Raw genomic sequence first — 415 nt, 5'->3', positions numbered from 1 at the left:
CCCGGATTCGGGAGGGGCTGGACCTCGAGCAGGTCGCCCACGGTTCGCAGAGCGGACTGGACAGGGCGGATCGGTTCGGGTAAGGTTGAAGGGTTGCCCCGGACGAGGTCGGGACGGGTTGTTCCGGTGTTGGATGGTGTGTGACGGTTGTCCGAGAACTCAACAATGTACTTCAGAATCAACGCCAAATATTGAACCTTTATCGATTCCTTTAGACTAGTTTGAACAGCTAGCTCAGCTTGATAGTTAGGTCTGGTCAGTATCGATTTGGCATCGACCATCACGACCACTGTTCAGTTCCCGAACAACCGACACACACCCACCAAGACCGGAACAACCCGTCCCGACACCGGCCGGGGCTACCCGTCACCCTTCCCCGAACCGATCCGCCCTGTCCAGTCCGCTCTGCGAACCG

1 protein-coding gene is annotated in these 415 nt (G+C 57.8%); it reads right to left on the bottom strand.

What is annotated here, in order from left to right; all coding sequences use genetic code 11:
- On the bottom strand, window positions 1-284 hold a 284-nt coding region (locus V5O49_RS00250; RefSeq protein ID WP_332900463.1), incomplete at its 3' end, for a hypothetical protein.
- Window positions 285-415: the final 131 nt, after the last annotated feature.

The organism is Isoptericola haloaureus (assembly GCF_036689775.1).
GTDB lineage: Bacteria > Actinomycetota > Actinomycetes > Actinomycetales > Cellulomonadaceae > Isoptericola > Isoptericola haloaureus.
This window is presented reverse-complemented; position numbering and strand designations above follow the sequence as displayed.